This is a genomic window from Hasllibacter halocynthiae (genome assembly GCF_003003095.1).
Classification (GTDB): Bacteria; Pseudomonadota; Alphaproteobacteria; order Rhodobacterales; family Rhodobacteraceae; genus Hasllibacter; species Hasllibacter halocynthiae.
Genome location: NZ_PVTT01000002.1, coordinates 199,774 through 223,670, shown reverse-complemented (window position 1 = coordinate 223,670; position 23,897 = coordinate 199,774). Strand labels below are relative to the sequence as shown.

General features: G+C 74.4%; 24 protein-coding genes. 14 read left to right on the top strand and 10 right to left on the bottom strand.

The annotated features are described in order from the left end of the window. Positions 1–157 precede the first annotated feature (157 nt). Positions 158–505: an HNH endonuclease family protein gene (locus BCF33_RS08060; RefSeq protein ID WP_245883776.1), complete on the bottom strand. Its 348-nt coding sequence runs from the start codon at positions 503–505 to the stop codon at positions 158–160. Here BCF33_RS08060 and BCF33_RS08055 point away from each other — a divergent pair. Then, complete coding sequence (locus BCF33_RS08055; RefSeq protein WP_106161474.1) at positions 489–1,655, top strand: TIGR03862 family flavoprotein; 1,167 nt, start codon at positions 489–491, stop codon at positions 1,653–1,655. The two genes, BCF33_RS08060 and BCF33_RS08055, sit on opposite strands and share 17 nt — an antisense overlap. A 60-nt stretch (positions 1,656–1,715) precedes the next feature. Here BCF33_RS08055 and holA read toward each other — a convergent pair whose 3' ends face one another. The 4 genes from holA to BCF33_RS08035 form a co-directional block, all read right to left on the bottom strand. Beyond that, positions 1,716–2,717, bottom strand: coding sequence for a DNA polymerase III subunit delta (gene holA / locus BCF33_RS08050; RefSeq protein WP_106160451.1), 1,002 nt, complete (start codon positions 2,715–2,717; stop codon positions 1,716–1,718). 10 nt (positions 2,718–2,727) lie between these two features. After that, a complete protein-coding gene (lptE, locus tag BCF33_RS08045; RefSeq protein ID WP_106160450.1) occupies positions 2,728–3,243 on the bottom strand; it encodes an LPS assembly lipoprotein LptE in 516 nt (171 codons plus the stop codon). After that, positions 3,230–5,767, bottom strand: a complete 2,538-nt coding sequence (gene leuS / locus BCF33_RS08040; protein ID WP_106160449.1) for a leucine--tRNA ligase — start codon at positions 5,765–5,767, stop codon at positions 3,230–3,232. The genes lptE and leuS overlap by 14 nt, the downstream gene beginning before the upstream one ends. Positions 5,768–5,837: 70 nt before the next feature. After that, positions 5,838–6,341, bottom strand: a complete 504-nt coding sequence (locus tag BCF33_RS08035; protein ID WP_106160448.1) for a DUF3576 domain-containing protein — start codon at positions 6,339–6,341, stop codon at positions 5,838–5,840. Positions 6,342–6,678: 337 nt separating this feature from the next. Between BCF33_RS08035 and BCF33_RS08030 the strand changes: the two genes are divergently transcribed. Then, a complete protein-coding gene (locus BCF33_RS08030) occupies positions 6,679–7,761 on the top strand; it encodes a porin (protein WP_106160447.1) in 1,083 nt (360 codons plus the stop codon). Positions 7,762–7,829: 68 nt separating this feature from the next. Continuing rightward, positions 7,830–8,480 (top strand): YggS family pyridoxal phosphate-dependent enzyme, encoded by a 651-nt coding sequence (locus BCF33_RS08025; protein WP_106161472.1) that lies wholly within the window; start codon positions 7,830–7,832, stop codon positions 8,478–8,480. A gap of 22 nt (positions 8,481–8,502) precedes the next feature. Here the strand turns inward: BCF33_RS08025 and BCF33_RS08020 are convergent, their stop codons facing one another. Then, a complete protein-coding gene (locus BCF33_RS08020; RefSeq protein WP_106161470.1) occupies positions 8,503–9,018 on the bottom strand; it encodes a L,D-transpeptidase family protein in 516 nt (171 codons plus the stop codon). Between the two features lie 29 nt (positions 9,019–9,047). Further along, positions 9,048–10,112 carry a GTP cyclohydrolase II gene (ribA, locus tag BCF33_RS08015; protein ID WP_106160446.1) on the bottom strand — a complete coding sequence of 355 codons (1,065 nt, stop codon included), beginning with the start codon at positions 10,110–10,112 and terminating at the stop codon, positions 9,048–9,050. 132 nt (positions 10,113–10,244) lie between these two features. On the opposite strand from ribA, the gene BCF33_RS08010 reads away from it, so the two are divergent. Then, positions 10,245–10,931, top strand: coding sequence for a response regulator transcription factor (locus BCF33_RS08010; protein WP_106160445.1), 687 nt, complete (start codon positions 10,245–10,247; stop codon positions 10,929–10,931). 655 nt (positions 10,932–11,586) lie between these two features. Here the strand turns inward: BCF33_RS08010 and soxR are convergent. Beyond that, complete coding sequence (soxR, locus tag BCF33_RS08005) at positions 11,587–12,018, bottom strand: redox-sensitive transcriptional activator SoxR (protein ID WP_106160444.1); 432 nt, start codon at positions 12,016–12,018, stop codon at positions 11,587–11,589. An 80-nt stretch (positions 12,019–12,098) separates the two neighbouring features. On the opposite strand from soxR, the gene BCF33_RS08000 reads away from it, so the two are divergent. The 5 genes from BCF33_RS08000 (at position 12,099) to BCF33_RS07980 (ending at position 15,400) form a co-directional block, all read left to right on the top strand. Next, positions 12,099–12,476, top strand: a complete 378-nt coding sequence (locus BCF33_RS08000) for a VOC family protein (RefSeq protein ID WP_106160443.1) — start codon at positions 12,099–12,101, stop codon at positions 12,474–12,476. 181 nt (positions 12,477–12,657) lie between these two features. Then, positions 12,658–13,443: an exodeoxyribonuclease III gene (xth, locus tag BCF33_RS07995; RefSeq protein WP_106160442.1), complete on the top strand. Its 786-nt coding sequence runs from the start codon at positions 12,658–12,660 to the stop codon at positions 13,441–13,443. A gap of 111 nt (positions 13,444–13,554) precedes the next feature. Continuing rightward, positions 13,555–14,484, top strand: a complete 930-nt coding sequence (locus BCF33_RS07990; RefSeq protein ID WP_106160441.1) for a tetratricopeptide repeat protein — start codon at positions 13,555–13,557, stop codon at positions 14,482–14,484. A 41-nt stretch (positions 14,485–14,525) separates the two neighbouring features. Next, on the top strand, positions 14,526–15,164 hold the full coding sequence (locus BCF33_RS07985; RefSeq protein WP_106160440.1) for an LON peptidase substrate-binding domain-containing protein: 639 nt from the start codon (positions 14,526–14,528) through the stop codon (positions 15,162–15,164). Between the two features lie 86 nt (positions 15,165–15,250). Then, on the top strand, positions 15,251–15,400 hold the full coding sequence (locus tag BCF33_RS07980) for a Trm112 family protein (RefSeq protein ID WP_106161468.1): 150 nt from the start codon (positions 15,251–15,253) through the stop codon (positions 15,398–15,400). Positions 15,401–15,430: 30 nt separating this feature from the next. Here the strand turns inward: BCF33_RS07980 and BCF33_RS07975 are convergent, their stop codons facing one another. Next, positions 15,431–16,633, bottom strand: a complete 1,203-nt coding sequence (locus tag BCF33_RS07975; RefSeq protein WP_106160439.1) for an FAD-dependent monooxygenase — start codon at positions 16,631–16,633, stop codon at positions 15,431–15,433. Positions 16,634–16,708: 75 nt separating this feature from the next. Between BCF33_RS07975 and BCF33_RS07970 the strand changes: the two genes are divergently transcribed. The 5 genes from BCF33_RS07970 (at position 16,709) to BCF33_RS07955 (ending at position 23,233) form a co-directional block, all read left to right on the top strand. Then, the gene (locus BCF33_RS07970) at positions 16,709–18,028 is read left to right on the top strand and encodes an amidase (protein ID WP_106160438.1); all 1,320 of its coding nucleotides are present in this window, start codon (positions 16,709–16,711) and stop codon (positions 18,026–18,028) included. A 155-nt stretch (positions 18,029–18,183) separates the two neighbouring features. After that, positions 18,184–19,350, top strand: a complete 1,167-nt coding sequence (locus tag BCF33_RS07965; RefSeq protein ID WP_106160437.1) for an aminotransferase class I/II-fold pyridoxal phosphate-dependent enzyme — start codon at positions 18,184–18,186, stop codon at positions 19,348–19,350. 11 nt (positions 19,351–19,361) lie between these two features. Continuing rightward, complete coding sequence (locus tag BCF33_RS07960) at positions 19,362–22,175, top strand: FtsK/SpoIIIE family DNA translocase (protein WP_106160436.1); 2,814 nt, start codon at positions 19,362–19,364, stop codon at positions 22,173–22,175. Between the two features lie 200 nt (positions 22,176–22,375). After that, positions 22,376–22,501, top strand: coding sequence for a hypothetical protein (locus BCF33_RS14465; RefSeq protein WP_281260011.1), 126 nt, complete (start codon positions 22,376–22,378; stop codon positions 22,499–22,501). 120 nt (positions 22,502–22,621) lie between these two features. Beyond that, positions 22,622–23,233 (top strand): LolA family protein, encoded by a 612-nt coding sequence (locus BCF33_RS07955; RefSeq protein ID WP_106160435.1) that lies wholly within the window; start codon positions 22,622–22,624, stop codon positions 23,231–23,233. Positions 23,234–23,271: 38 nt separating this feature from the next. Here BCF33_RS07955 and BCF33_RS07950 read toward each other — a convergent pair whose 3' ends face one another. Then, positions 23,272–23,856 (bottom strand): transglycosylase SLT domain-containing protein, encoded by a 585-nt coding sequence (locus tag BCF33_RS07950; protein WP_106160434.1) that lies wholly within the window; start codon positions 23,854–23,856, stop codon positions 23,272–23,274. Between the last annotated feature and the right edge of the window lie 41 nt (positions 23,857–23,897).

Below are 23,897 nucleotides of genomic sequence, written 5' to 3'. Positions count from 1 at the left end.
GCGACGAAGAAGGCCGAACTCTAGCGGTATCCGGCTCGCTGCGAAGGAAAGGGAAACCCCGCCGCGACGCCGCCGCCGTCCCGCCGGGGAAGGGCCACAGCACCGTCACCGCACCGTCCCGGCCCGCCGCTCGGGCGGCAGGGGGAAGGGCGCCCGCCTACCTCCGGCGCCGGGCGCTGCGCCGCGACCGGGCGTGGAAGTCGGGCGGGCGCTTGGCCACCCAGGCGAAGAACGGCCCCAGGACCGGATGGGCGCGTAGCTTCCCGGGCGTGTTCCACTCGCGCGCCAACTCGGTCTCGGACAGCGCCGCGTGGACCTCGTTGTGGCAGATCTGATGGACGAGGATCGTGGGGCCTCCCTTGCCCCCGCGCAGCTTCGGCACGAGGTGGTGCAGCGACTGCTTCGCGTGCTGCGGGATCGGCCGCAGGCAGAGGGGGCAGGTCGGATCGGTGTCTGACGGGTCGGCCATGCCGCCCGAGGTGGGGCGGATGAGGGTGGAATCCATCGACGCGCTGGTGATCGGCGGCGGGCCCGCGGGCCTCGCAGCGGCCGAGGCGCTCGCCGGGGCGGGGCGGGCCGTGGTCCTGGCGGAGCGGATGCCCACGCCGGGCCGCAAGCTCCTCATGGCGGGCAAGTCGGGGCTGAACCTCACGAAGCGCGAGGATCCGGCGCAGTTCCGCGCCGCCTACGGCGCAACCGCCCCCGCCCTCTCGCCGATGCTGGACGCCTTCGGTCCCGCAGAGGTCGAGGCGCTGGCCGAGGGCCTCGGCCAGCCGGTCTTCGCGGGCTCCACCGGGCGGGTCTTCCCCCGGGCCTGGAAGGCGAGCCCCATGCTCCGCGCTTGGCGCGCGCGGCTCGAGGGGATGGGCGTCGCCTTCCGTACCGGCTGGCGCTGGACCGGGCCCGGCTGGCGGTTCGACGCCCCGGACGGACCCCGTGCGCTCGCGCCGGGGGTCGTCGTCCTGGCACTGGGCGGGGCGAGCTGGCGGCGCCTCGGCTCGGACGGGGCCTGGGCGGGATGGCTCGGGGCGCCGGTCGCGCCCTTCGCCCCGGCCAATGGCGGCCTGCGAATCGCGTGGTCCGCCCATATGGAGCCGTTCCTCGGCCGGCCGGCGAAGGGCATCCGGCTGACCGCTGGCCCGCTGACGAGCCGGGGCGAGGTGGTCCTCTCCCGCGAGGGGCTGGAGGGCGGCGGCCTCTACGAGGTCTTCCCGGCCGTCCGGGACGGCGCGCCCCTGATGCTCGATCTCGCCCCGGACCGTTCTGAGGCGGCGCTGGCGGGACGGCTCTCGGGGAAGGCGTCGACGGCGAACCTCCTGCGGCGGGCGGGGCTGGATCCGGTCAGGGCCGCCCTCCTGCGCGAGCTGAGCGGCCCGCCCCCGCGCGGTCCGGCCCTGGCCGCCCGGATCAAGGCGCTGCCGGTCCCCCACGAGGGGCCCCGCCCGATGGACCAGGCGATCAGCACCGCAGGGGGGATCCGCTTCGACGCGCTGGACGAGGGCCTCATGCTGCGCGCGCGCCCCGGGGTGTTCGCCGCGGGTGAGATGCTGGACTGGGAGGCGCCGACGGGCGGATACCTCCTGACCGCGTCGCTCTCGACCGGGGCCTGGGCGGGACGGCACGCGGCGGCATGGCCGGGCCCGCCGCCAGGCTGACGGGCGCCCCCCTCACGGAACGGGCCCGGGCCGGGCGGGCGCCCGCGTGGCGGGGGGCCTTCAGCGGGGCATCATCGCCAGCCGGATCAGCGCGCGCTGCGCCGTCGCGTCCTCGGGCGCGGTCCGGCCGGCCGAGCGTAGCGTCCGGTCGGCCTCCAGCAGCGCGTGCAGCGCGGCCTCCGCGCGCTCCGTGCCCCAGGCGCGGGCCTGCCGGGCCAGCCGGTCGCGCCGGGGGCCGTAGAGGGGCGGGCGCAGCCCCTCGACGCCCGAGGCCGCCGCCTGGTGCAGCCGCCGCACGGCCCGCTGCGCCGCGATCAGTAGGGCCGTGGGCGTGGTCCCCTGCGCCTCGGCCCGCCTCAGCAAGGGGGCCAGATCGTTCACCCGTCCGTCGAGCACCGCGTCGATCACGTCGTCGGTGGCCGCCTCCGCCGCCGCCGGGGCGACGGCCGCGACGTCCTCGGCCGTCGCCGCGCGCCCCTCGCCGTGAAGGAGGAGGGCGAGCTTCGCCGTCAACCCCCGCAGCGCCGCTGGGCCGACGGCACGGCCGAGCCCCTCCAGGGCCACGAGGGCGCCACCGTCCGCCGTCAGGCCGTCGCGCGCGAGGAGGTCCTCGATCTCCGCACGGCCGGGCGGGTCGTCGTAGAAGGCGCAGGCACGCCCGGCCGGGTGCTTCTCGAAGACCTGGCGCAACTTCGAGCGGGCGGGAAGCTGCGCCGCCGTCGCCAGGATCAGGGCGTCCCCCTCCTCGCGCGCGTCGAGGGCCGCCGCCATCGCCGGCGCGAGCCCGTCCGTCGCCCCGTCGACCCAGACGGCGCGGGGTCCGGGAAAGAAGCCCACGGCCTTCTGGGCGTCGATCAGCGCGGCGGGGTCCTTGCGCAGATCGGCCCCGGCAAGGCGGGCGAGGCGCATCTCCTCCTCCGCGGCGGGGCCGAGATGGCTCGCCAGGAGGTCGCGGCGCGCCATGTCGATCCGCATCGGGTCCGCCCCGTGGAGGAGGATCCCCCCCGCCGCCCGGTCGGGCCCGGCGATCAGGTCGGCCGTCTGCCGCGGGTTCAGCTTCACGGTTTCGGCCTCACGGGGCGCCGGGAAGCGCGGCGGCCCCCGGCGGAGCGGCGGCGCCCGGCCGCTCGAGCACCACGGGCGCGAGCGGCGGGGCCGAGGGGGCGGCGTCGAGGCGCAGCGCCGCCTCGACCCGCTGGGCCAGGATGGCCATCAGCCTGTCCTCGGCGTCGCGCCGCGCGGCGTCGGTGGCGACGGGCGTGCCGGTCGCCGAATAGCCCGTGAACGCCGTCTCCCGCCCCGACGGGCCGCCCTCCAGCGACCAGGTCACTGTGCCCTCGATCTGGACCCTCTGCGTCTCGCGCCCCCCCGTGAACGCCAGCGCGATGTCCTGGCTTCCTATCGCGTAGGACAGCGCGGGGCCGGGGCCGTCGAGGCGATCGGCCAGCGCACGGGCGAAGACGAAGCCGAGGCGGTCGGACGGCGCGTCGGGCGTGGCCGCAGCGGGCGGGGGCGGCGGAAGGGGCGCGCAGGCCACGCACAGCGCGGCGGCGACCAGGATCGCCGGCAGGGCGCTACGCGACCACATTCACGATCCTGCCCGGAACCACGATGACCTTTCGCGGCGCGCCGCCGTCGAGCGCCCTGACGACCGCGGGATCGGCCAGCGCCTCGGCCTCGACCTCCTCCTTCGGCATGTCCTTGGCCACCGTGATCTCGGACCGCCGCTTGCCGTTCACCTGGATCGGCAGGGTCACGGTGTCCGAGACGAGCAGCGCCGCGTCCGCGACGGGCCAGGGCGCGGCCGCGCAGAGGCCCGTCCCGCCGGTGGCCTGCCAGACCTCCTCGGCCAGGTGGGGGGTGAAGGGCGCCATGAGCTGCGCCATGGTCCGCAGCGCGACCCGGCGGGCGCCGGGGGCCGCCTTCGACTTCTGGATCGTCGCCGCAAGCGCGTAGAGCTTGGCGATGGCCGCGTTGAAGCCGAAGCTGTCCACGCCCTTCGTCACCTCGTCGACGGCGCGGGCGACCTCGCGCTCCAGTGCCGCGTCCCGTGCGTCCTCCGCGCCCACGACCTCCTCGGCCATGCGGTGCACGCGGGCGAGGTGCCGCGCCGTCGCCTCCACGCCCGCGGCGGTCCATTCCACGTCCCGCTCGGGGGGGGAGTCGGAGAGGACGAACCAGCGTGCGGCGTCGGCGCCGAAGCGGGCGACGATGCCGGCGGGGTCGACGACGTTCTTCTTCGACTTCGACATCTTGGCCGAGGGGAACACCTCGACCTCCGTGCCGTCCTTCAGGGCGCGCATCCCGTCGGGCTTGGCGACGACGTCCTCGGGCAGGTGGTAGACCGGCCGGCCCGCCTCGTCGCGGGTGAGGTAGATCTCGTGCGTCACCATCCCTTGCGTGAAGAGGGCGTCGAACGGCTCCTTCGCCTTCTCGGACAGATGGCCGGTGGCGTGCATCGCGCGGGCGAAGAACCGGGAGTAGAGCAGGTGCAGGATCGCGTGCTCGATGCCGCCGATATACTGGTCGACGTTCATCCAGTAGTCCGCCTCGGCTCGGTCGGTCGGCGTCGCCGCGCGCGGCGCGGTGAAGCGCGCGAAGTACCAGGACGAATCGACGAACGTGTCCATCGTGTCCGTCTCGCGCAGGGCCTCGCCGCCGCATCGGGGGCAGGCGGCCCGCCGCCAGGTCGGGTGGCGGTCCAAGGGGTTGCCCGGCACGTCGAAGGAGACGTCGTCGGGCAGGGTGACGGGCAGGTTCTCCTTGGCCTCCGGGACGATCCCGCAGGCCTCGCAGTGCAGCACGGGGATCGGGCAGCCCCAGTAGCGCTGGCGCGAGAGGCCCCAGTCGCGCAGGCGGAACCGCGTCTCGCCCTTGCCGATGCCCTGCGCCTCGGCCCATTCGATGGTCGCGTCGATGGCCTGCTGGCCGGTCCCGCGCTCGATCCCGGCGGGCTGGTCGATCCAGTCTACCGTCTCGGTCTTGGGGGGGACGTAGGCCTCGTTCCCGATGGCGAAGTCCTCCATCGCCTCGGGTTTGAAGGTCGGGATGACGGGCAGGTCGTACTTGCGCGCGAAGTCGAGGTCGCGCTGGTCGTGGGCGGGGCAGCCGAAGACGGCGCCGGTGCCGTAGTCCATCAGGACGAAGTTCGCGACCCAGACGGGCAGGGTGCCGCCCAGGGGGCTCTCGACGGTCCGGCCGGTGTCGAAGCCCATCTTCGGCGCGGTCTCCAGCGCCTCCTCGGTGGTGCCGCCCTTGCGGACGTTCCCGGCGAAGGCCGCGAGGTCGGCGTTCTCCTCGGCCAGCGCCTTGGCCAGCGGGTGCTCGGGCGCGATGGCGATGAAGGACGCGCCGCGCAGGGTGTCGGGGCGGGTGGTGTAGACCTCGATCGCCTCGTGCCCGTGCGTCGGCTCGGTCAGGGTCCAGCCCATCCGCAGACCACGGGACTTCCCGATCCAGTTGCTCTGCATCGTCTTCACCTTGGACGGCCAGTCGTCCAGGCCGTCCAGCGCTTCGAGCAGCTCCTCGGCCATGTCGCTGATCTTGAAGAACCACTGCGTCAGCTCGCGCCGCTCGACCTCGGCCCCCGAGCGCCAGCCCCTGCCGTCGATCACCTGCTCGTTCGCCAGCACGGTCATGTCGACCGGGTCCCAGTTCACGGTGGCCTTCTTCCGGTCGACGAACCCGGCCTCGAGCATGTCGAGGAACAGGGCCTGCTGCTGGCCGTAGTATTCCGGGTCGCAGGTGGCGAACATGCGGTCCCAGTCGATCGAGAAGCCCAGCGGCTTCATCTGGGCGACCATCGTGTCGATGTTCGCGTAGGTCCACTCCTTCGGATGCCCGCCGGAGGCCATGGCGGCGTTCTCGGCCGGCATGCCGAAGGCGTCGAAGCCCATCGGGTGCAGCACCGAATGGCCCGTGGCGCGCTTGTAGCGCGCGATCACGTCGCCCATCGCGTAGTTGCGGACGTGCCCTATGTGGATGCGCCCCGAAGGGTAGGGGAACATCTCGAGCACGTAGTATTTCGGGCGCTCGTCGCGGCGCGCGCGGAACAGGCCGGCCTCGTCCCAGGCGGCCTGCCATTTCGCCTCGATGGCGGAGGGATCGTACATTGGATGATGCCTGCGTTCGGGGTCCCGCGAGGGGATAGGCCCGGCGGCGCAGGGCGTCCAGCGGCCCCGGCTAGAGACCGCCGGCCGCCACCCTGAGTTGCCGCGCGCGGGTGAGGATGGCGTCCTCGACCGCGCGCTGCGTCTCGGGCGCGACGGGCCCCGCGCGCGAGGCGAGCGCCACCGTCAGGCTGCGCGCGTCGAGGGCGGGGTCCTGCACGAAGACCGTCGCCCGGTAGGCCCGGCCGCCGCCGGGGGGCGTGCCGTAGCCGTAGGAGATGACGCCAGTGAAGGGGTCGACCGCCTGGATTGGCAGGAAGGACAGGACGTCCTGCGCGGCCTGCCAGATGTAGCGGTTCACCTCGACGGTGACGTTCGGGTCGGACGCGTTGGTGAAGAGGTCCAGCACGGAGGAGCGCTGCGCGTTCTCGGCCGAGGTGGCCCCGGGGCGCGAGATGTCGTCGTCGCCGGCGAGCGGCGCCCTCTCGGTCGTGGCGCGGGCGAACGGGCCGCCGCAGGCCGCCAGCGTGAACGCGATCGTCCCGAGAAGCGCGAGGCGCGGGGCGGTTCTGATCATGAGGTCGGCTCCCTTGTCCCGGGGGCTGGCTTATCGCGGCGGCGGCCCGCGTCACAAGTCCGAAGGGGCAGGGCCGGGGCGGCTGGGCTGTGGCGCCCGCGCATCACCCGGGGGCGGCGCGGGCGGCGGGCGGGGCCCGGTCCCCGCGGCCCCGGAGCTTGCGCCGCAGGCGCCTGGGGGCGTTGCGGGGCGCGTTGTGGCCCGATTGCATCAGGCGGTGCCCATACACGTCCCGCGAGGGTCGCGATGATTGCGAGTCGCGCGTCCCGTGCGCCATTCCTGTCCCCGGTGATCGGCAGGCCAGGTGGCGTGTCGACCGATCAAGAGGGAAAAAGCGATGAACAGGATTCTTCTCGCCTCGACCGCCCTGGTGCTCTCGGCCGGCTACGCAGCCGCCGAAGTCACCGTCGGCGGCGATGCGCGTGCCGGCGTGGTCTACTCCGAAGGCGGCGGCGCCGTCGCGGCCGGCGGCACCCCCGCCCAGCAGGCTCAGGTCGAACAGGCGATCACCGACCTCGAGGCCGCGGTCAACGCGGCTCAGGCGACCATCAACAACCCCGCCTCCACCGCCGATCAGATCGAAACTGCCGCCCTTGATCTGGCCGAGGCCAACGCCGCGCTGGTCGCGCTGCGCGATGAACTGGGCGACATCATCGGCTCGCCCGGCGAAGGCGAGTTCTCGTTCAACTCGCGCATCCGCATCTCCTTCTCGGCCTCGGGCGAGACGGACAACGGCCTTCAGTTCGGCGGCTCGGTCCGCGCCGACAACTCCGAGGGCGGCGCCGACGGAACCGCGGGCTCGGTCTTCGTGTCGGGCGCGTTCGGCAAGTTGTCCTTCGGCGACGTGGACTCCGGTGGCAAGGCCGCGGTCGGCCAGGTCTCGGGCGTCGGCTACACCGGCCTCGGCGACCTGAACGAGATCACCTACATCTCGACCCCGGTCGACGAAGCCGTCCTCTACGAGTACGCGTTCGGCGGCGCGACGTTCTACGCCTCGATCGACCAGATCGGCGACGACAACGACGCGCTCAGCGCCGGCGTCAGCTTCGGCTTCGGCCCGGCGACCCTGGCCCTCGGCTACGAGACCGACGACGTGACGGGCGACCACATCATCGTGGGCGCGTCCGCCGGCTTCGGCGACGTGACCGTCAAGGGCGTCTACGGCCGCCTCGACAGCGTGGCCGACGGCGACGACGATTCGGACCAGTACGCCGTGTCCCTCGACTTCGCGACCGGCCCGACCGTTCTCACCGCCTTCGTGGCCGACCAGTTCGGCGACGACGACGACCTGAACTACGGCCTCGGCGCGTCCTACGACCTCGGCGGCGGCGCGTCGCTGAAGGGCGGCGTGGCCCATAACGGCCAGTCGGGCGACGACGACGACCTCGTCGCCGACTTCGGCGTCACGATGTCCTTCTGATCCGACCGGATCGGAGCTAAGGGAAGGGCGGCCCCCGGGCCGCCCTTCTTCGCGTTCGGAGGTTGACGATGGGACTGGACGAGGTGACCGCGGGGATCGCCCGCGCCTGCGGGCGGACCGGGCGCGACCCCGCCGGGGTGACGCTGGTGGCCGTCTCGAAGGTCCAGCCGGAGGAGCGGGTCCGCGCCGTCCTGCGCGCCGGCCACCGCGTCTTCGGCGAGAACCGCGTCCAGGAGGCCGAAGGCCGCTGGACCCCCCTGCGGGGCGAGTTCCCGGACGTCCGCCTGCACCTCGTCGGCCCCCTGCAGACCAACAAGGCCCGCGCCGCGATGGGCTTCTTCGACGCCATCCACACGGTCGACCGGCCGAAGCTGGCGCGGACCCTCGCCAGGCTGCGGGACGAGGGCGAGCGGTGCCCCGACCTCTTCGTGCAGGTGAACACCGGGGAGGAGCCGCAGAAGGCTGGCGTGGCCCCCGCCGAGGCCGACGCGCTGGTCGCGGAGTGCAGGTCGCTCGCGCTGCCCCTCGTCGGCCTGATGTGCATCCCCCCCGCCGAGGAGGAGCCGAGCCCGCATTTCGCCCTTCTGCGGAAGATCGCGGAGCGGAACGGCCTCTCCGGCCTCTCCATGGGGATGAGCGGCGATTACGATGCCGCCATCGGGCAGGGCGCGACCCATGTGCGCGTCGGCTCGGCCGTGTTCGGCGCGCGCGAAGCGTAGCCCCCCGGGCCGGCGGGCGGGGTCAGCGTCCCTCCAGGAAGGCGGGCACGACGAGGCGGGTTCCCGGGCGGATCAGCCGGGCGATGCGGCGCAGGTCGCAGGGACGGAAGGCGATGCAGCCCTCCGTCGGATGGCCCGGCCGGCGCTGGCGGTGCAGGAAGATCGCGCTGCCCCGGCCTGGCACGGCGTCGGGCCAGTTCCAGTCGGTCAGGATCACCACGTCGTAGAGGCGGTCGGCGCGGCGCAGCCGCTCGGCCGAGGCGGCGAGGGGCGCGCGCGCCAGGCGGTTGTAGCGGGGGTGCCCCGGCTCGTCGCACCAGAGGTCGCGGGGCCCGATGGGGCGCGACCAGCCGGCCGGCCGGCGCAGGCGGTCCGCGCGGTGGAGCATCCCGGCGATCCGGTGCGTGCCCGCCGGGGTGGCGCCGTCGCCCTCGCGCTTGGCGGCGCGCACGCCCCCCTTGCCGATGGTGCGCGGCCAGCGCCGGCCCCTGAAGCGCAGGCCCGTCGGGGTCAGCACCATGTCGGCGGGCCCCGGCATCCGGCCGGCGGGGCGACGCGGCACGCGCCTCACAGGACGTGCCCGGACTTGAGGGCCTTCACGCGCAGGTACTCCTCGTTGCGGGGGTTCGCGCCGACGATCAGGGGCAGGCGCTCGGCGACCTCGATCCCTTCGGCGGCTAGGCGCTCGACCTTGCGGGGGTTGTTGGTCATCAGCCGGACCCGCGGCACGCCGAGGTGGCGCAGCATCGCGGCGCCGAGGCGGAAGTCGCGCTCGTCGTCCTCGAAGCCCAGGCGGTGGTTCGCCTCGACGGTGTCGAAGCCCTGGTCCTGCAGGGCGTAGGCCCGCATCTTGTTGGCGAGCCCGATCCCCCGGCCCTCCTGGTTGAGGTAGAGCAGGACGCCGGCCCCCGCCTCGCCCATCGCCGCGAGGGCGGCGGCGAGCTGAGGGCCGCAGTCGCACTTGAGCGACCCGAGGACGTCGCCGGTGAAGCAGGCCGAATGGAGGCGCACCAGCGGCGCCTCACCCATGCCGGCGCGGCGCAGGGCATCCCCGATCTCGACGGCGTAGTGCTCGGGGCCGAAGGGGAGGGGGCGATGGACGTGGACGCGCGCCCGCTCGGCCAGGGCGAGGGGGACGCGCGCGGCGATCACCGGGGGCAGGGGCGGGAGTGCCCGGAGGGCCCGCAGGACCTCCGCGGCCGGCAGCGCGGTCAGCCCGGGCGCCCCGCCCCGCGCGAGCAGCATCGCCGGCAGGAGCTGCGCCGACTTGGCGAGCGCGACCGCCGCCTCGGCGGGCCCTGGGTCCCCGCGCACGGGCTCGAACGGACCCTTGAGCGGGGCGGCGAGGTCGCGCGAGGGGTCCGCCGCGGCGCGAAGCGCGGCCGGCGCCATCCCCCCGGCGGCGACGCGCGTCAGCTCGCCGTCATAGACCGGCAGGCGCAGCCCCTCGGCCCGGCGGCGGGTGAGGACGAGGCGCGCGCCCTCCATCCCGGCGAGGGCGCGGAGGCGGTCGTCGGGCGCGGTCTCGACGGGAAGGGCGAGCCAGCCGTCCAGCGCCACGGGCACCCCCGCGCGCAGGTCGGCGCGGGCGCGGGCGATCCGCTCGGGGAGGGTGGGGGTCAGGGCGTCCACCGGCGCCCGTTAGCCCGGACTGAAACATTTGCCCATGTCCTGGCACCTCTGCGTGAGGGTGCCGTCACGCAGGTTCACGCGCCCGCGCGCGCCATGGCAACGTCGGGATGCGCGAAGCAGCCGGAGGCGGACATGGCGGCCCTGAAGAAGATCCTTCTGGTGGACGACGACGACGACCTGCGCGAGGCGCTGTCCGAGCAGCTCGTGATGACGGACGAGTTCGACGTGTTCGAGGCCGCCGACGGCGCGCAGGGGCTGGCCCAGGCCAAGGCGCAGCCGCACGATCTGGTGATCCTCGACGTCGACCTGCCCGACACCGACGGGCGCGAGCTGTGCAAGGTCATGCGGCGCAACGGCGTGAAGGCCCCGGTCGTCATGCTGACTGGCAAAAACGGCGACGCGGACACGATCCTAGGCCTCGACGCGGGGGCGAACGACTACGTCACCAAGCCCTTCAAGTTCCCCGTCCTTCTCGCGCGGCTGCGCGCCCAACTGCGCCAGCACGAGCAGTCCGAGGACGCGATCTTCCAGGTCGGGCCCTACACGTTCAAGCCCGCCGCGAAGCTGCTCTTGACGGAGGACGACCGCAAGATCCGCCTGACGGAGAAGGAGACGGGGATCCTCAAGTACCTCTACCGCTCGCAGTCGGGGGTGGTGCCGCGCGACACGCTTCTGCACGAGGTGTGGGGGTACAATGCCGGCGTGACCACCCACACGCTGGAGACGCACATCTACCGCTTGCGCCAGAAGATCGAGCCGGACCCTTCCAACGCGCGCCTCCTCCTGACCGAATCGGGCGGGTATCGGCTGGCGCCCTAGGCGGGATGTAGCCGAGCGCGGCCGCCGGCCGGCCGGCCCGGGCCTTTGCGCGGAACCGCCATGATGCGGGCCCGTTCAGGGGGCAGGACACATCCTTGCGAAATCCCCTGTCCGCGCCGGGGCAATGGTGCGGAAACCTCCCTGTTGGACTGGCCCGGGCTCCGGCCCGGGCTTTTTTTGTGCCCATCTCGCAGTGGCTTGCGCCGCCGGAGCGGGAAGACGTCCCGGCGTTAACGGGGCCGAAAGACCCGTGTGGTGAGATGGGTCCATGTGGCAGGCGATCCGAATCGGCACGCGACGAAGCACCCCCATCGCGGGGCCCGCCTTCCCGGCCCGGGGCAGGGTGCCGGGCGAGGTGCGCCCGTCCGAAAGGCGGCAGCGTGGCGAACGGAACGGTCCGGCGCCCCGCCGCCCGGACTTCCGGCCGCTTCGTCGCAAGGCGGGCACCGCACCGCCGGGGATCTGCGAAAGAACCTGCGAGGTCGGCGAGACCCGTGAGGCCTGCGCGGCCTGCGCGGCCCGGGGGGCCGGCGAGACCGGCGCCGCGATGCCCGGCGGCCGGGCGGATGGCTGGCCATCGCCGGGCGGGGCGGGGGGTGGCGCGTGCGGGGGTGCCCGGCGCCCGGACAGGACGGCGTCACGCCCGGCCCGCGCGCTAGAGGCGGTGCGCGCCCGGGCCCTTCGCGGCATCGGCGTCGCCCGGGTTCCAGAGCGCGCAGGATTCGAGCGAGAGGCAGCCGCAGCCGATGCAGCCCGTCAGCCGGTCGCGCAGCGCCTCGAGGCCGGCGATCCGCCGGTCGAGATCGGCGCGCATGCCCCGCGCCATCCGGTCCCAGTCGCGCGCGTTCGGGGCGCGCCCCTCCGGGAGGGCGGCGAGATGGGCCGCGATCCGCGCGAGCGGCAGGCCGAGGGATTGCGCGATGCGGATGAAGGTCAGGCGCCGGATCTCGGACCGGGGGTAGCGGCGCTGGTTCCCGCGCGTCCGGCGCGAGGGCATGAGGCCCTTGCGCTCGTAGAAGCGGATCGCGGTGACGGGCACGCCCGTCCGCTCGGCGAGCTGGCCTATGGTGATCTCTCCGGCGGGCATGGGAAATCTCCGCTTGACCTCGACCAAGGTGGAGGTCGCATGAGGGGGTTCGTCGAGGCAAGGACGAAAGGACCCCGATCATGTTGGAGCACGTGAACGTCACCGTCAGCGATCCCGATGCGACCGCCGCCTGGCTGGGCCGGGTGTTCGGCTGGACCGTGCGCTGGGCCGGCCCCGGCATGCAGACTGGCCGGACGGTCCATGTCGGCGAGGAGGGCAGCTACGTCGCGCTGTTCGGCTATGCCGACACCCCCCCCGAGCCGGGCGCGACCTCGAGCTACCGGACCCGCGCGGGGCTGAACCATATCGGCGTCACGGTGGACGACCTGGACGCCGCGGAGGAGCGGGTGCGCGCCGAGGGGTTCGAGCCGGGGAGCCACGCCGACTACGAGCCGGGGCGGCGCTTCTACTTCGACGACCGAGACGGCGTGGAATGGGAGGTGGTGAGCTACCGCTAGCGCGTCGCCGGGACTTGCGCGGCGGCCGGGGGGGCGCATGGGGCGCGCGCGGGGCAGGGCGTTCCCGCAGCGCGGCCCATTCGCCTTCGCCCCGCCCGCCTCCGGCCGGGGGGCGCCGGGGAGGATTGCGCCGGGGACGCCGGTGGCGCAGGTCCGCCGCGGCAGAGGGGGGAAGGCGCCGATGGCCCTGACGATCGCGACCTGGAACATCAACTCGGTCCGCCTGCGCGAGCCGATCGTGCTGGACCTCCTGCAGCAGGAGGGGCCGGACGTCCTGTGCCTGCAGGAGTGCAAGTCGCCGGCCGAGAAGATCCCGCTGGAGGGGTTCCGGGCGCTCGGCTACGGGCACGTGATCGCGCGGGGCTTCAAGGGCTACAACGGGGTCGCGATCCTGTCGCGCCGCCCGATGGAGGAGGTCTGCGCCCGCCCCATGTGCGGCCGCGAGGACGCGCGCCACATCGCCGGGCGCGTCGAGGGGGTCACGATCCACAACTTCTACGTTCCCGCGGGCGGCGACGTGCCCGACCGCGCCGCGAACGAGAAGTTCGGGCACAAGCTGGACTTTCTGGCGGAGATGCGCGGCTGGTTCGAGGCCGAGCGGCCGGAGCGGGCGGTCCTGGTGGGCGACCTGAACGTCGCCCCCCGCGAGGACGACGTCTGGTCGCACCGCCAGCTGCTGAAGGTCGTCTCGCACACCCCCGTCGAGACGGAGGCGCTGGAGGCCGTGCGCGCGGCGGGCGGCTGGACGGACGTGACGCGCCGGCACCTGCCGGAGGGCAAGCTCTATTCCTGGTGGTCCTACCGGGCGCGCGACTGGGACGCCGCGGACAAGGGGCGCCGGCTGGACCACGTCTGGGCTACGCCGGACCTCGCCGAAGGGGCGTCCGAGAGCCGGATCCTGCGGCACGTCAGGGGATGGGAGAAGCCGTCGGACCACGCGCCGGTCTTCGCCACCTTCGAGACCTGAGGCCGGGGGCAGGGGCAGCCGCCCGCGCCGCGGGGGCGTCCGGCCGGGCCGCCTTCCCTTGCCAAGCGGGGGGGCGCCGCCCAGATAGCGCCCGATCGAGGAGGGTCTGCCATGCTGGAATTCGGGGCGAACGACGCGGGGTCCGGCGAAGGGCCCGGCACCTACGTGAAGGACGGCACGGAGGCGACCTTCATGGCCGACGTCGTCGAGGCGTCGCGCGAGCAGCCCGTGATCGTGGACTTCTGGGCGCCCTGGTGCGGGCCTTGCAAGACCCTCGGCCCCGCGCTGGAGGCCGCCGTGGAGAAGGCCCGCGGCAAGGTGCGGATGGTCAAGATCGACGTCGACCAGAACCCCCGCCTCGTCCAGATGCTGGCCCAGCAGGGGCTGCCCATGCAGTCGATCCCGACGGTCGTCGGCTTCGTCGGCGGGCAGATCGCGGACATGTTCCAGGGCGCGGTGCCGCCCGGCCAGATCGACGCCTTCATCGACGCGCTCGTGCGGACGGGCGGCAGCGGCGGGCTGGAGGAGGCGCTGGAGGCCGCCGAGGAGATGCTGGACGGGGGCGCCGCCGCGGACGCCGCCCAGACCTTCGCCGCCATCGCCGCCGAGGACCCCGCGAGCGCCCGCGCCCATGCCGGGCTGATCCGCGCGCATCTCGCCATGGGCGAGGCGGACCGCGCGCAGGCCCTGCTGGACGCGCTGCCCGGGGACGTCGCGAACGCCCCGGAGGTCGAGGCCGCGCGCGCGCAGCTGGCCCTCGCGGGGCAGGCGGCGGCCGCCGGGCCGGTGGCCGAGCTTCTGGCGCGGGTCGAGGCGGACCCGGACGATCGCCAGGCGCGCTTCGACCTCGCCACCGCGCTGGAGGCGTCGGGCGACCGGGCCGGGGCGGTCGACCAGTTGCTCGAGCTGTTCCGCCGCGACCGGGAATGGAACGACGGCGCCGCGAAGGCCCAGCTCTTGACCATCTTCGAGGCGGCCGGGCCGAAGGATCCCGTGGCGCTGGCGGGGCGGCGGCGGCTGGGGTCGATGATATTGATCTGATCGTGCTCGCCACGGTTGAGCGGCGCGCTAACTTTCCAGGCATGCCCCTGACAGGCGACCTTCCCGACACGATCCCGGTGTTCCCCCTGACGGGCGCGCTGCTGCTGCCGCGCGCGCGGTTGCCCCTGCACATCTTCGAGCCGCGCTACCTCGCCATGCTCGACGACGCGCTGAAGACGCCCGAGCGTCTGATCGGCATGGTCCAGCCGCATGACGGCCCCAAGGGGACCGAGCTGCACCGCATCGGATGCGCGGGCCGCGTCACCGGCTTCTCGGAGACGGAGGACGGGCGCTACATGATAACCCTGTCGGGGATCAGCCGCTTTCGCGTGCGCGAGGAGGTCGAGGGCTTCGCGCCCTACATGCGCTGCGTCGTCGACTGGACCGGGTTCGAGCGGGACCGCAGGGGCGCGGAGGCCGAGGAAGGGTTCGACAGGGGCGCCTTCCTCGGGCTGCTGGGCCGCTACTTCGAGGCCGAGGAGCTGCGGACCGACTGGGATTCGCTCAAGGAGGCGGAGGAGGAGCTTCTGGTGAACTCCCTCTCGATGCTCTGCCCGTTCGAGCCGGAGGAGAAGCAGGCCCTTCTCGAGGCGCCCTCGCTCGCCACGCGGCGCGAGACGCTGGAGGCGCTGATCGAGTTCACGCTCGCCGGCGGCTCGGACGAGGAGCCGATGCAGTGACGGACGATCCCCGGGAGGCGCCGGCCGATCGGGTCGGCCGGGGCGGCCGGGGCGGCGGCGACGATGCCGCGCGGCCCGATCCCCGGATGCTGGAGGCCCTGGTCTGCCCGCGCACGCAGCAGCGCCTGGAATGGGATGCTGAGGCCGGCGAGCTGATCGCGCGCCGCGCCGGGCTGGCCTATCCCGTCCGGGACGGCATCCCGATCATGCTGGTGACGGAGGCCCGGCGCCTTTGAGGGCCCCCGGCCGTGCCGGAGGGCGCGCCGCTAGAGGGGCCGCCCCCTGAGGAGGCGCGGCAGGTCGCCCGTCAGCCCCGCCGCCTCGCGGATGAAGGCGCGGCGCAGGGCCGGGACCTTCGCCACGAGGCCCAGCCCCGCGCGGCGGAAGCCGCCGAGGAGGGGGTCGTCGTTGGAGAAGAGGCGCGCGAAGCCGTCCGTCGCCACCGCGAGCGACGCCGCGTCGAAGCGCCGCCAGCGTGCATAGGCCGCGAGCACGTCGGGCGCGCCGGGATCCTGCCCGCGCCGGCGCGCGTCGGTCATCACCTCCGCCAGCGTCGCGGCGTCCTTCAGCCCGGCGTTGAGGCCCTGGCCCGCGACCGGATGCACCGCATGGGCGGCGTCGCCCAGAAGGGCCGTGCGGCCCCGCGCGAGATCGCGCGCGACGGAGCGGACGAGGGGGAAGGCGCCCCGCGCCCCCGTGAGCGCGAACGCCCCGAGATAGTCGCCGATGACGGGGTGGAGGGCTTGGAGGTAGGCCTCGTCCGGCAGGGCGTCGATGCGCCTTCCCTCCGCCGCGGACTGGGTCCAGACGACGCCGACCCGCCGCTCGGTCAGGGGAAGGACGGCGAGGGGGCCTTCGGGGTAGAAGACCTGCCAAGCCGTTCCCTCGTGGTCCCGCTCGGTCGAGAGGGCGCAGGTCAGCGACCACTGGCCGTATTCCGTGACGGCGTGCGCGATGCCCGCCCGCCCTGCGACGCCGGAGGCGCGGCCGTCGGCGCCGACGAGGGCCGCGCCCTCGAGACGGGTGCCGTCGCCCAGCGTCACGGCGACGCCCGAGGGGCCTTCGGACTGCTCGGCGACGGGCGAGGCGTGGGCCTCGATCCCCTCGGCGGCGTCCGAGAGGGCGGGGCGCAGGCGGCGGTCCTCGACCATCCAGCCCATGGGGCCCTCGGCGATCTCGGCGTGGTCGAAGGTCAGCACGGGGCCGCGCGCGCCCGTGCCGGGCCGCCCGTCCGCGACGACGATCCGCAGGATCGGCTGGGCGCCGTCCTCCAGCGCGTCCCAGACCCCGAGGGCCCGCAACATCCGCACGTTCGCATGCGCCAGCGCGTAGGAGCGCCCGTCGAAGGGCGCGCCGCGGTCCGGGGCGGGAACCGGGTCGATCAGCACGGGCTCGAGCCCCCCCTGGCGGAGGGCGATGGCGAGGGCGGTGCCGTTCAGGCCCCCTCCGGCGATCAGGACGCGTGACATGGCGGGGGATGTGGGCCGGACGGGTGGCCTTGTCCACGCCCGCGTGGGATGCCGGCGGGAAAGGAGGGCGGGCCGATGGAACCTTGGAGCAGGAGCGCGGCCGACCTGGGCCGCGCGATCGGGGCCGGCACGGTCGATCCCGTGGCGCTGTGCGAGGCGATGCTGGAGCGGATCGAGGGCCACGAGCACGGCGCGCGCGTCTATGCGCGGCTGATGCCCGCGCGCGCGCGGGCCGAGGCCAGGGCGGCCGCCGCGCGGGCGCGCGGCGGCGCGCGCCGTGGGCCGCTGGACGGGGTGCCGGTGTCCTGGAAGGACCTCTTCGACACGGCGGGCACGGGGACGGAGGCGGGATCGCGGCTGCTGGCGGGCCGGGTGCCCGAGGCTGACGCCGAGGTCGTCGCCCGCGGCGCCCGCGCGGGCTGGGTCGCGCTGGGCAAGACGCACCTGTCCGAGCTGGCCTTCTCGGGCCTCGGGCTGAACCCTTCCACGGCGACGCCGCCGGGGGCGCACGACGCGGGGCTGCTGCCGGGGGGCTCGTCCTCCGGGGCGGCGGCGTCCGTGGCCTGGGGGCTGGCGCCCGTGGCCGTGGGATCGGACACCGGCGGCAGCATCCGGCTGCCCGCGGCCTGGAACGACCTCGTGGGGTTCAAGCCGGGCTGGGGGCGGGTGCCCGGCGAGGGGGCCGTGCCGCTCTGCGAGACGCTGGACTGCGCCGGGCCGCTCGCGCGGACGGTCGAGGACTGCGCCCTCGTCCACGCGGTGCTGGCGGGGGAGAAGCCGACCGCGCTGGAGGGGGCGTCGCTGGAGGGCGCCAGGATCATGGTCCTGGAGGGGATGCCCTTCGAGGGCATCGAGGAGGCCCCCGCCGCGGCCTTCGAGGCGGCGCTGGAGCGGCTGGCCGCCGCCGGGGCGGAGGTCGTCCGGCGCGCGCCGCCCCAGCCCGCGGAGGCCGACGCGATGAGCGGGACGATCTACGCCGGCGAGGCCTGGGCGATCTGGGGCGATCTGATCGAGCGCAATCCCGGCGTCATGTTCGAACAGATCGAAGCGCGGATGCGCGGCGGCGAGGGGCTTTCGGCGCGCGAGCACATCGGCGCCTGGCGGCGGCTGCGCGCCCTGCGGGCCGGGTGGAGGGAGGAGACGGCGGGGTTCGACGCGGTGGCGACACCGACCTCGCCCATCCTGCCGCCCCGGGCCGAGGGGCTGGAGGGCGAGGCCTACCGGCGCGCGAACCTCCTGGCGCTGCGGAACACGCGGATCGGCAACCTCCTCGATTGCTGCGGGGTCTCGCTGCCCGCGGGGGCGGCGTCCTGCGGGCTGCAGATGCTGGCGCCCGGCGGGGCGGAGGGGCGGCTGCTGCGCCTCGCGGCGGCGGCCAAGGCGGCGCTGGGCTAGCGCCCTGCCGGGCCCCGAACCGATCGGGGGGGGCGCCACGGCGCAAAGGTCACGGGATGCCGGGCGCCTGGCGCCCGCGATGGACCCGCGCCGCCGGGGCGGGCTAGGGTCCCGGGGCGACCGGGACAGGACGATTCCGGCGCGACGAGGCATCGATGGACTACCCCGAGCGGTTCGAGAACCTGCCGGCCTACGCCTTCCCGCGGCTGAGGGCGCTACTCGACGGCATCGAGCCGGGGCGGGACCCCGTCGCCATGTCCATCGGCGAGCCGCGCCACGCGAGCCCGGACTGGGTCGGCCCCATGCTGGCCGAGAAGGCGGCGGGCTTCGCGAAGTACCCGCCGAACCCCGGACCGCCCGCGCTGCTGGACGCCGTCGCGGCCTGGATCGCGCGCCGCTACGGGGCGGAGGTCGGGACGGACCGCCTGATGGCGCTCAACGGCTCGCGCGAGGGGCTGTTCGCGGTCTCGATGGCGCTGGTGCCCGAGCGCAAGGCCGGCGCGGCGCCGACCGTGCTGGTCCCGAACCCGTTCTACCAAGTCTATGCGGTGGGCGCGCTGGCCGCCGCCGCCGAGCCCGTCTTCCTTCCCTGCACCGAAGGGACGGGGAACCTGCCCGACCTCGACGCGATCCCGCGGGACGCGCTGGACCGCTGCGCCCTCTTCTTCCTCTGCTCGCCGTCGAACCCGCAAGGGGCGGTCGCGCCGATGGGCTACCTGCGGCGGCTGGCGGCGCTGGCCGAGCGGCACGATTTCCGCGTGGTCTGCGACGAGTGCTACTCGGAGATCTGGCGCGACGCCCCGCCGCCGGGGATCCTGCAGGCCGGGGCCGACCCCGAGCGGGTGGTGGCGATCCATTCGCTGTCCAAGCGCTCGAACCTGCCGGGGCTCAGGTCGGGCTTCGCCGTGGCGGGGCCCGAGACGATGCGGCGGCTGCGCCGGCTGCGCGACTATGCCGGCGCGCCCCTGCCCGGGCCCATCGCGGAGGTTTCCGCGCGCCTCTGGGGGGACGAGGCGCACGTGGAGGCGTCGCGCGCGCGCTACCAGGCGAAGTTCGCCCTGGCGGACCGGATCATGGAGGGCATCGCGCGCAGCCCCGAGGGGGGCTTCTTCCTCTGGCTGCCCGTTCCGGGCGGCGACGCGGAGGCGGCGGTCCGGCGCCTCTGGGCCGAGGAGGGGGTGCTGGGGCTGCCGGGGAACTTCCTCGCCCGCGAGGCGGGGGGCGAGACGCCCGGGCGTGGGCACGTGCGCCTCGCGCTCGTGGCAGGCGAGGACGAGCTGGAAGACGGGCTGGGGCGGGTGCGCCGCTGCCTCTGGAAATAGGAAGGGACGGGATGGCCATGACCTCGAGGGAGCGCGATCCGCTGTTGGACCGCCACGTCAGCGAGGCGATCGAGCGCCGGGGCGTGGAGCTGCTGGGGCTGGGCCTCGCGGGGGCGGGGGCGCTGCTGCTGGCCGCGCTCGCCAGCTATTCTCCGGCCGATCCGGGCTGGCTCTCGGCGTCGGACGCGCCGATCGCGAACTGGCTCGGGGCGGCGGGGGCGTCGGCCGCCTCGCCGCTGCACGTCCTCTTCGGGCGCGGCTCGCTGGTGCTGGCCCTCGTGCCGCTGGCGGCGGGGGTGCGCCTCGCGCTGCACCGGGGCGAGGACCGGATGCTGCGCCGCGCCCTCTGGGCGCCGTTCGCGCTGCTCGCCGCGGTGGTCCACCTGGCCACGCTGCCCAAGGGCGCGGGCTGGGCGCACGATTTCGGCATGGGCGGCATCTTCGGGGACACCGCGCTGGGCGCGCTGCTGAACGCCATCCCGCTGCCCTTCGCCGTCGGGGTGCCGCTGGTCGGGATCCTGTCGCTGGGGGCGCTGGCGTTCTGCGGGCTGAAGGCGACGGGCTTCGACCGGGGCGAGCTGCGGTGGCTCGCCCGGACGGGGGCGGTCAGCGTGATCCTCTGCTACGACCAGGCGGTGCGGCTGCTCGCGCGGGCGGGCGCGGGGGCCGCCAGGGGCACGGCGCGGGCCGCGCGCGTGGCCGTCGACGGGCACGCCGCGCGAAGGGAGGCCCGGGCCGAGGCCGCCCGCCGCGCCGCGCCCGCCCCCGAGGATGCGGCGCGCGGGCGCGGCGCGGCGGGGGAGCCCGTTCCGGGACGCGCTGGCGTCGCCCGCCGGGGCTGGCGGGCTTCGCCGGACGAGGCCGACGCGCACGCCGCCCCGGAGGAGGGGGGCGCCGCCCCGGGCTTGCCGGGGCTGCCCGGCAGCGGCCCGATGGACGACGAGGTGATCGACGACGAGCCCCGCCTCCCCCCTTCCGGCGCGGCGGGGGGCGAGGACCGGCTGAAGGCCCGCATCGGCGAGGCGATCAAGTCGCGCGTGCGCCGGCCCATCGTGCTGGAGGCGCGCCCGCAGCCGCGCCTGACGGCCCGCGCCGCGGCCGCCATGCCCCCCTCGATCCCGCCCGCGCCCGAGGAGGAGGACGCCGGCGCCGCGGCCGGGGGGGCGGGGGTTCCCACCTTCCGCCACGCCGGGACGGCGCCCGCCGCCGAGGCGCCCGCGCCGAAGCCGGCCGCCCGCGTGCGCGCCGCGGCGAGGCCCCCTTCCGCGCCAGCCCCGGCGGCCGGAGGCGAAGGGGACGCGGTGGAGACCCCGCCCATGGATCTGCTGCGCGACCCGGCGACGGTCACCCGGCACGTCCTCTCGGAGGAGGCGCTGGAGGAGAACGCGCGGATGCTCGAATCCGTGCTCGACGACTACGGCGTGAAGGGCGAGATCGTGAGCGTCCGCCCCGGACCCGTCGTCACCATGTACGAGTTGGAGCCCGCGCCGGGGCTGAAGGCGTCCCGCGTGATCGGGCTGGCGGACGACATCGCGCGGTCGATGTCGGCGCTGGCCGCGCGGGTCAGCACCGTGCCCGGGCGCAGCGTGATCGGGATCGAGCTGCCCAACGAGAACCGCGAGATGTGCGTCCTGCGCGAGATCCTGTCGGCGCGCGACTACGGCGACGCGCAGACGCGCCTGCCGCTGGCGCTGGGCAAGGACATCGGCGGCGAGCCGGTGGTCGCCAACCTCGCCAAGATGCCCCACCTCCTGATCGCGGGGACGACCGGGTCGGGCAAGTCGGTGGCGATCAACACGATGATCCTCTCGCTGCTCTACCGGCTGACGCCGGAGGAGTGCCGGCTGATCATGATCGACCCAAAGATGCTGGAGCTCAGCGTCTACGACGGCATCCCGCACCTGCTGTCGCCCGTCGTCACGGACCCGAAGAAGGCCGTGGTCGCCCTGAAATGGGTCGTGGGCGAGATGGAGGACCGCTACCGCAAGATGTCCAAGATGGGCGTGCGGAACATCGAGGGCTACAACGGCCGCGTGCGCGAGACGCTGGCCCGTGGCGAGATGTTCGAGCGCACCGTCCAGACCGGCTTCGACGACGAGACGGGCGATCCGGTGTTCGAGACCGAGGTGATCGAGCCCAAGGCCATGCCCTACATCGTCGTCGTCGTGGACGAGATGGCCGACCTGATGATGGTCGCCGGCAAGGAGATCGAGGCCTGCATCCAGCGCCTCGCGCAGATGGCGCGAGCGTCGGGCATCCACCTCATCATGGCGACGCAGCGCCCTTCGGTCGACGTCATCACCGGCACGATCAAGGCCAACTTCCCGACCCGCATCTCCTTCCAGGTCACCTCGAAGATCGATTCGCGCACCATCCTGGGCGAGATGGGGGCCGAGCAGCTGCTGGGGCAGGGCGACATGCTCTACATGGCGGGCGGCGGGAAGGTGACGCGCATCCACGGGCCGTTCTGCTCGGACGAGGAGGTCGAGGAGATCGTCAACTTCCTCAAGCAGTTCGGGCCGCCCGACTACGTCTCGGGCGTGCAGGACGGCCCCGAGGAGGCGCCGGCCGAGGGCGGGGGCGGGACCTCGATCGACGAGGTGCTGGGCCTCGGCAACTCAGGCAACGCGGAGGACCAGCTCTACGATCAGGCGGTGCAGATCGCGGTGAAGGACCGCAAGGCGTCCACCTCCTACATCCAGCGCAAGCTCGGGATCGGCTACAACAAGGCCGCGCGCCTCGTGGAGCGGATGGAGGACGAGGGCGTGGTCTCGGCCTCGAACCACGTGGGCAAGCGCGAGGTCCTGGTCCCCGAGCCGCAATAGGGCCGGGGCGTGGCCGGAAGTCCGCAGCGCGGAAGGATGCCGCGCCGACATGGCAGACGCGACTTCGCCCCGGCGCCCGAATCGGTGTGGGATCGGGGGGCGGTCCCGCCCCCGCGGGGCCGTCCGGAGAGGCCGCGGGGAACCGGTCCCACGGGGCACCGCGTTTTCCGGGCAACGAACGATCGACGAGGCCCTGGCCCATGTCCTTCCAGACCGACCCCGACCGCTTCGGGCAGACCCGCAAGCCCGCCGCGGACAAGCCCGCCGGCAAGGCCAGGGACGCGACCCACGCGCCCTGCAAGCCGGCCGCCCGCTGCTTCGAGTAGCGCGGCGCAACCCCATGTCGGCGGCCCGGCGCCGGGTCGTCATGTCGTGACGCTGGGCGTTCGGCCGATGCACCCCATATCGGGTGCCACACGGGCACCGACCGCAAGAGGGGCACACGCATGACCAACCGCCGAACGATCCTGGCCGGCCTCCTGGCCGCGCCGCTTCTCGCCCTGGGGGCCGCGCCCGCCGCGGCCGAAGCCTCGCTGGGCGAGATAAGCCAGTACTTCAACTCCTTCCGCACGGCGCAGGGCGGGTTCACCCAGATCAACGACGACCAGTCCATCTCGACCGGGACGGTCTACATCCAGCGGCCGGGCCGCGTGCGCTTCGAGTACGCCCCCCCCGAGCGGCAGCTCGTCGTCGCGGGCGGCGGGCAGGTCGTCATCCTCGACGCGCGGGGCAACGCCCGCGGCGAGACCTATCCGCTGCAGGAGACGCCGCTGTCGATCATCCTGCAGGACACGGTCGACCTGAGCCGCGCGGGGATGGTCACGAACCACGTCTCGGACGGCACGCTCACCACCGTGACGGCGCAGGACCCGCGGCATCCCGAATACGGCAACATCCAGCTCGTGTTCTCGGAGAACCCGGTCGCGCTGCGGCAATGGGTCGTGACGAACGGGAACGGCGAGCGGACGACCGTGATCCTGAACGACTTCGCCACGGGCATGGCCCATCCCACCTCGCGCTTCTCGATCGACCGCGCGCGCGCCGAGTTCGCGGGCTGACCGGCGCCTCGCGCCCCGCCGCCGCATCCGCGCGGCGGTCAGCGGCGGCGGCAGGCGATCAGCTGGCCCTCGTAGGTCGTCGCGCGGGAGGCCACGCGCGACGACACCGCCAGGAGCCAGGGCTTGGCGTTGTAGGACGCCCGCCGGTAGCCCGTGCGCCCCTCGTGGTAGGCGAGGTACTGGCGGCGGGCGTCCGAGAGGGGGATTCCCAGGCGGCGCCGGCTCTCGTCCATGTACCAGCCCATGAAGTCGGTCGCGTCGCGGATGTCGTCGCGCCGGGCGCTGCGCCCGCCTCGCTCGGCGACGTATTCCTCCCAGGTGCCGTCCAGCGCCTGGCTGTAGCCGTAGGCGGACGACTGCCGCCCGACCGGGATGACGCCCAGCCGGTAGCGGAACGGCGTGCGGGCGTTGCCGATGAAGCGGCTCTCCTGGTGGATCATGGCCATCAGCACGGGGACCGGGACGCCCCAGGTCCGCTCGGCCCGCTGCATCGCGGAGAGGTAGTGCGGCCGCTGCGCGACGATGGCGCAGGCGTCGTCCAGGTTCCGGGGCGCCGAGTAGTCCGACGAGCCGCAGGAAGCCACCAGCAGCATCAGGATCAGGGCGCGGATGGGTCTGCTCATGGCCCGCCTCGCTTCGTCTTCGCATGTCGCCCCGGAACCGT